Annotated in this window: 7 protein-coding genes; 6 read left to right on the top strand and 1 reads right to left on the bottom strand. The window is 29.9% G+C overall.

Translation table 11 applies throughout. The features are described 5' to 3' along the window. Nucleotides 1-137 precede the first annotated feature (137 nt). A complete protein-coding gene (locus GMC_RS0113195) occupies nucleotides 138-806 on the top strand; it encodes a hypothetical protein (RefSeq protein WP_010522590.1) in 669 nt (222 codons plus the stop codon). Nucleotides 807-903: 97 nt separating this feature from the next. Here GMC_RS0113195 and GMC_RS0113190 read toward each other — a convergent pair whose 3' ends face one another. Next, nucleotides 904-1,821 (bottom strand): IS1595 family transposase, encoded by a 918-nt coding sequence (locus GMC_RS0113190; protein ID WP_010522589.1) that lies wholly within the window; start codon nucleotides 1,819-1,821, stop codon nucleotides 904-906. 397 nt (nucleotides 1,822-2,218) lie between these two features. Between GMC_RS0113190 and tssD the strand changes: the two genes are divergently transcribed. From tssD to GMC_RS0113165, 5 genes are all read left to right on the top strand, one after another. Further along, a complete protein-coding gene (gene tssD, locus GMC_RS0113185; RefSeq protein ID WP_010522588.1) occupies nucleotides 2,219-2,923 on the top strand; it encodes a type VI secretion system tube protein TssD in 705 nt (234 codons plus the stop codon). Between the two features lie 3 nt (nucleotides 2,924-2,926). After that, complete coding sequence (locus GMC_RS22355) at nucleotides 2,927-4,531, top strand: LysM peptidoglycan-binding domain-containing protein (RefSeq protein WP_010522587.1); 1,605 nt, start codon at nucleotides 2,927-2,929, stop codon at nucleotides 4,529-4,531. Nucleotides 4,532-4,534: 3 nt separating this feature from the next. Further along, nucleotides 4,535-5,056 carry a hypothetical protein gene (locus GMC_RS0113175; protein WP_010522586.1) on the top strand — a complete coding sequence of 174 codons (522 nt, stop codon included), beginning with the start codon at nucleotides 4,535-4,537 and terminating at the stop codon, nucleotides 5,054-5,056. Between the two features lie 100 nt (nucleotides 5,057-5,156). Beyond that, the gene (locus tag GMC_RS0113170) at nucleotides 5,157-5,378 is read left to right on the top strand and encodes a hypothetical protein (protein WP_010522585.1); all 222 of its coding nucleotides are present in this window, start codon (nucleotides 5,157-5,159) and stop codon (nucleotides 5,376-5,378) included. A gap of 131 nt (nucleotides 5,379-5,509) precedes the next feature. Continuing rightward, nucleotides 5,510-5,710: a hypothetical protein gene (locus tag GMC_RS0113165; RefSeq protein ID WP_010522584.1), complete on the top strand. Its 201-nt coding sequence runs from the start codon at nucleotides 5,510-5,512 to the stop codon at nucleotides 5,708-5,710. Nucleotides 5,711-5,723: the final 13 nt, after the last annotated feature.

Genomic DNA, 5,723 nt, shown 5'->3' with positions numbered 1-5,723 from the left:
TTAACTGCAATTCCTCTCTTCTCAAAAAATAATTACTTTAAGGCAAAGTTTACGGAGAAAATTGAATAAATTAGTTACAGTAGACAAAGTGCTTCTCTATATTTACGGAACTTAAAAAAAATGTTACTTAGAATAAAATGACTGACACTGATATATTAATTGATAAATTCAATAAATGTTGTTTTACATTATCTAGTGATGACATAAATCATTTTGACAAAAATGATAATGGACCTATTTATAATGTAATAGCAGGAATAAATAAACATTGCTTTGGTTCACAAATATTTGATGATGAAATTGGCTTGACAGCTGAGTTATTCTACATAAACAATGATAATTTACTAAAAGGAGACTTAATTAAGATTGATATAAACGACAAAGACTATTATCAACTTTTATTAAAATTCTGTACGCTACTTGCTGATGATTATTCTGAAATTGACGCTATAGATTCTTTTAACACTTTTCAAAAACAAATTAGAGGCTTTCTTGAAAAACTAGGCTTTTTCACTGTAACAAATATTGAACTTAAAGAATTCAAAGGACAAAATGCACTTATACTTTCGTCGGCTAAAAGAGGAATTATAAAGCTACGGTTTATTGAAAAAGTTTCGTTTTACAAAGATTTCTTTCATAATAATTGTGATATAGAAACTAAAGAAAATTCTGAATATGTCTATTTAATGGTTAATACTGATACTTCATTAATCAAAATAGGAACAAGTAAAGACCCTAAGTATAGAGAAGGAACATTACAATCTAAAGAACCCAGTGTTAACTTAATTGCTAAATGGGTGTTGTGATAAAAACATTGCCTAAGAATTACACAATAAATTCATAGAAAAACGAATTCGAGCAGAATGGTTCAGATTATCTTTAAAAGACTTTATGCATATCCGCTTAGTGTCCATTTGCTGTAATGCTAGCTATTACTAGCCTGTCAAAGATTTTCTCTCCAAAATACCTTCTATTAAGTTTGTATACGAATTCGTTAAGGTAGAGTTGAAGATATTTGGCTTTAATTTTATGATAAGTCCCTACAAAGTTCCTCTTTGCATTACTGATAGCTATATGCACCCACTTCAAAGTTTCTTTGGTAGTCTGTTCATTCGATTTTTCACTCATATGTACTTCTACATAATCAGCGATATTTACATATGAAGTACTTTGATCCGTGAAGACAATAGTTTGGTCATTATCTATTGCTGATTCTAAAGTATCATCCGTTTGATCTGCTTTATGGCTTGTCAATACTTTAGCTTTAAAATACCTACACTGCCTTTCTTGCTTTCCTGTATCAATATCTTCCAGAACCGTACTTTCAGCCATTATCATAACATTAGACTTGGTCTTGCTACCACAGCCTGACTTCTGAGTTTTTTGGGCTTGCTCTGATGCTTCTATAGTAAAATAACCTTCATCCATTTCTATCATCCCTTCCAAGGTATATCTATCATCTCGTTGTCCCATTGCTTTACGTAACTTGTGAACCATAGCCCATACAGGCTCATAGCGCTTTAATCCTAACTGGCGCTGTATTTCTTTTGAAGAAAACCCTTTCTTGGTGGCACTCAAAAGGAAGATCGTTTTATACCATATCATAAAAGACAACTTTGAACTTTCCATGATAGTACCACTACGTAATGAAGTTCTAGAATTGCACGATTTACATTGGTAACTCCACTTATTGATTAACCAATAATGGTCTGTACTTTGGCAACGCTTGCAAATAACACCTTGCTTATCTCGTTGTTCCTTAAAATGAAGACGACAACTTTTTTCATCTGTGAATTCTGCCCCAAAAGAAAATATATTCATGATTTAACCATCTTTAATTCAATACAATATACAAAAATTATTTCAATTTAGGATCTTTTGCGGATATACATAAAAGACTTAAAAGAAATTGAAGAATATATGGGTGAAAAAATAAAAAGCAGTTAACACTATATATAGCAAATTGGGAGATTAGTGTTTAATCAAAAGGTTGTTGTATGTTTGCAAAGTCACCAAATTCTTTTGATTTGGTATTAAAAGAGAAAAATTAAAACAAAATACAAAAGATTCGGCTTGTGACTAGCTCGAAAATAATCGCTTGTTTTCTGCCCAAATTGCCATATATTAAACGTTACAAAACATTACTCAACAAACTTTAAAATATACTCGTAATTAATTCTTTATAAATTATATTTACCTTTAAAACTTAAACAGACCAATGACCAACGCCTATCTTTATCTAGAAGATAAAAAATATAGATTGCTTGATTTTGCATTTGGATTTAGTCAACGCACAGGAACTAATAATAAACCTGCGGGTGTTCCTATGGGTGGAGAAATACAAGTTACAGTAGAAAGTTCTAAAGATGTGACTATGCTTGATTGGACTGTACATAACAATATGCAAAAAGATGGACGTATTGTTATAATGGGTAGAGATAATGCTAGTATTGACTTCAAATTGGAGTTTGCTAACGCCTATGCTACAATGGCGGACTATTCTTATAATTCGCAGTCATCAGAACCAATGCAATATTCAATTACTATAACTCCGGGTATTCTCCGTTTTAATGGAGACAATGCTATTATTTATAAAAATCACTGGGGAGACCCTACTGCTTTTGATAAGCCTGATTATTATGTTCGTGATGAAAATGAAATAGAACCAATACCTAATGAAGGCTACTTTACAACCTTATCTGGTGATAAAATATCTGACGATGAATTAGAAATTGGCACAGAGGTTTATTTTGTTTTAAAGACTCAAAATGCAGTAGGTAAATATATCGATTTAGATTTCGCAGATGAAAAAAATGACTTTAAATACAATGGAACATTACTAGTAAACGATATTTTGGAAGATTTAAAAATAACATCGGATACTCAAAAAGTGAAATTGCAAGTAATTAGACAAACAGCCTAAAAAATGCCTACAATAAGATTTAAAGGAGAGTACTCGCACATAACACTGACTACTCCAAAGCTTAAAATTTTTAGACCAAAAATTAACAAAGCCTATTTCGCCACCGCTAAAATTGAGGAAGTAACCACTACAAACACAACTGAAACCGTACAAGAAACTTATGTGGTTGCAGGAGGAGACTCGTTAAGTAAAATAGCCTCAAAAAAAGGAACTACGGTAGATGCTATTATTAAAAGTGATGCAAAACTAACTGATACCAATAAAAATAAACTTAAAGTAGGTCAGAAAATCACATTACCTAATACTGTGTCCACCACGGAAACCAATAAAAAAATCACTTTCACAAAAGTAAATGAAGGTAATATTGGCAACGAATTGTATATAATAGTTGAAACACAAGGTTTTCAAGGTTATACCTTGTACATAAATATTAAACAAGGAAAAGAAAAAGGAATTGAAGAAAAAGATGCCTTAATAAGGTTTAAAACCGAAAATGGACAATTTACTACTATAGGTGAGGTAAAAGTAGGCGCTTTATGTGAATCTCACTATATGAATGTTGATGATTATGCAGAAATGGCCATTCTAAAAGTAAACATTGATCATAATGAAAGCTCAAAAAAAGAGCTCTGGATAAAAGCATTAGAAAAATCTACAGATAAAAAAACTCCTCTGTATTTATTAGCTGAAGGGCATACAGTACCTGGTCAAGAAGAAATTAACATCAACTATCACGGAGATAGCGAACATGGAGAAATACGTGGAGAAGCTGTTAAAGATCAATGGCTAGATAGCGATGGAAATTGGTTTGAATTGAAAAAAAATATTATTAAAACAATAAAAATTTATCACACAGGTAAAATTGATAAAGTTGACCTAAAAGATGCTTCAAAAGTTAAATATATATATGTAGATTCGAATGACGTAGAGCATAAATTGAAAGGAGAATTTGACTTAATTGAAGTTGACGAATTAAATAATGGAGAAACTATTTCAACTGTTCCGAAAGGATACACTTCTGAGGAAACAATAACAAAGAGTAGAAAAAAATACATTTACGATAAATACATTGTAATAAAAGGTACTAAAGACACTGAAAAGGATAAAATTAGAAAATATAAATATACAGGTAACAAGACTTACTTGATTAAGATTAAAAGCTTTCTATATTCAAGCGGAAATTTAAATATTGAATTTAACTTATTAAACACATCAACAAGACCTTATATTAATCCAAATGCTTATGCTTCTGCATTAGGAGCTATTGCAAAAGTAAGTTATAAAGACATAACTATAGTAGGATTCACTAGTGAGGATAATCATGGGTTCCCTAGTAAAACTCATGTAAATGGAAACAATGGTGATTTTAGGTATCTCAGAAAAGATAAATCCGGAGATTCATTACATATAAATACGAATCCAAAAAAATTAGATAAAGTTCGCCAAGAAAAATTCATTGACAGCTTAAAAGATTTTGGTTGGAAAAGGTTTTATAGCTTTAATTATACAATTGATAACAAAGAAAGTATTTTAAAAGATTCTGATCATTTGACCGGTCATCATCATCATTTACACTTGAGACAGTATAAAACGAATTTTAAAAAATAAATAATGAAAATATTTTTTCTAACATTATTAGTTTTTGTAGCCTGTAAAAATATAGGTAATCAAACATCTATAGATTTATTAACAATTAAAGAATGGAATAGGATCTCAGAAAAAATTAAACCTGAACTTAAGTCAATTAGATATTCAGAATTTTTAGAACCTAATGGAGGTAAATCTTATGAACATGATGATACTACATATTTCATAGAGGTTTTACAAGACATGAAAACAAATAAAAGAATAATTGATTACACAGAAAGTAAATATATTAATAATATTAGATTCAACAAGAGCTTTAGATTTTTTCTTACTAGCGATAGTAAAATAATATTAATCACTACAGAAAAATCAAATCACAACAGAGAAATACCTAAGACTGGACATGATATTAAAGATACGATTTTAGTAGATAAAAATAATATAAAATTTTGGAAAAGTAATCCAACTCCAACTTACAAAGAATTAAAAAAGAAAGAAAAAGAAATATCAAAAGTTAAGAATGCAATTTCTGAGTATACAAATTAAATAGAACGTTTTGTAACAAGGTATATAATTTATAGCTACCCTTCGGGATAGCTACAAAATCATATATTTAACGTTACCACACATTGCAAAAAATAAAAAAATGGGAATATTTGACATTTTCAAAAAAGAGAAATCAAACTCAAACTCTACAACTGAAAATGGAATTTTAGGACCGACTTTTCTTGAAGAAAATGTTGAACATATTTCTAACCCAAAGGAATTACATTCTCACGAGTGGAGACGTAAACTTAAATCAAAAATGGTGAAACATTTTTCGAAATCAAGTATTATGGGCGACTTCACTCTGACTATAAAAACTTAATCGTAGGAACTGACTTTGCTCCTACTAAAATTATTGCAGTTAATATAAGTGACAAATATTCTGACGAACAAATAAATAATAGAATACCCGACAAAATATACAATGACGAAAAAGGAAATAGCAAATTCGAATTGATTATTTCAACTTATAACGGAATTGATTATGAAGATGAATATAGAGACGAAATTGACTCAAATGGAGAAATAGAATTAATTAACGGACAAAAAGTTGACTTTGAAAAAGTAAAACGGAACGGGTTTGACACTTTACAAATCTGGGCTATTAATGAAAATGGAAATAAAATAGAAATAGTCTCAGAGGAATTAGCTTAAAAACGTGTGGTAA

Source organism: Aquimarina agarivorans (genome assembly GCF_000218485.1).
Classification (GTDB): Bacteria; Bacteroidota; Bacteroidia; order Flavobacteriales; family Flavobacteriaceae; genus Aquimarina; species Aquimarina agarivorans.
The sequence above is the reverse complement of the archived record's forward strand: the minus strand, read 5'-3'. Positions and strand labels throughout refer to the sequence as shown.

Bases quoted from the DNA above. Each gene is read 5' to 3' on its own strand.
- GMC_RS0113170 (WP_010522585.1), top strand. From the start codon at position 5,157: ATGGGAATATTTGACATTTTCAAAAAAGAGAAATCAAACTCAAACTCT.
- GMC_RS22355 (WP_010522587.1), top strand. From the start codon at position 2,927: ATGCCTACAATAAGATTTAAAGGAGAGTACTCGCACATAACACTGACT.
- GMC_RS0113190 (WP_010522589.1), bottom strand. From the start codon at position 1,821: ATGAATATATTTTCTTTTGGGGCAGAATTCACAGATGAAAAAAGTTGT.
- GMC_RS0113175 (WP_010522586.1), top strand. From the start codon at position 4,535: ATGAAAATATTTTTTCTAACATTATTAGTTTTTGTAGCCTGTAAAAAT.
- GMC_RS0113195 (WP_010522590.1), top strand. From the start codon at position 138: ATGACTGACACTGATATATTAATTGATAAATTCAATAAATGTTGTTTT.
- tssD (WP_010522588.1), top strand. From the start codon at position 2,219: ATGACCAACGCCTATCTTTATCTAGAAGATAAAAAATATAGATTGCTT.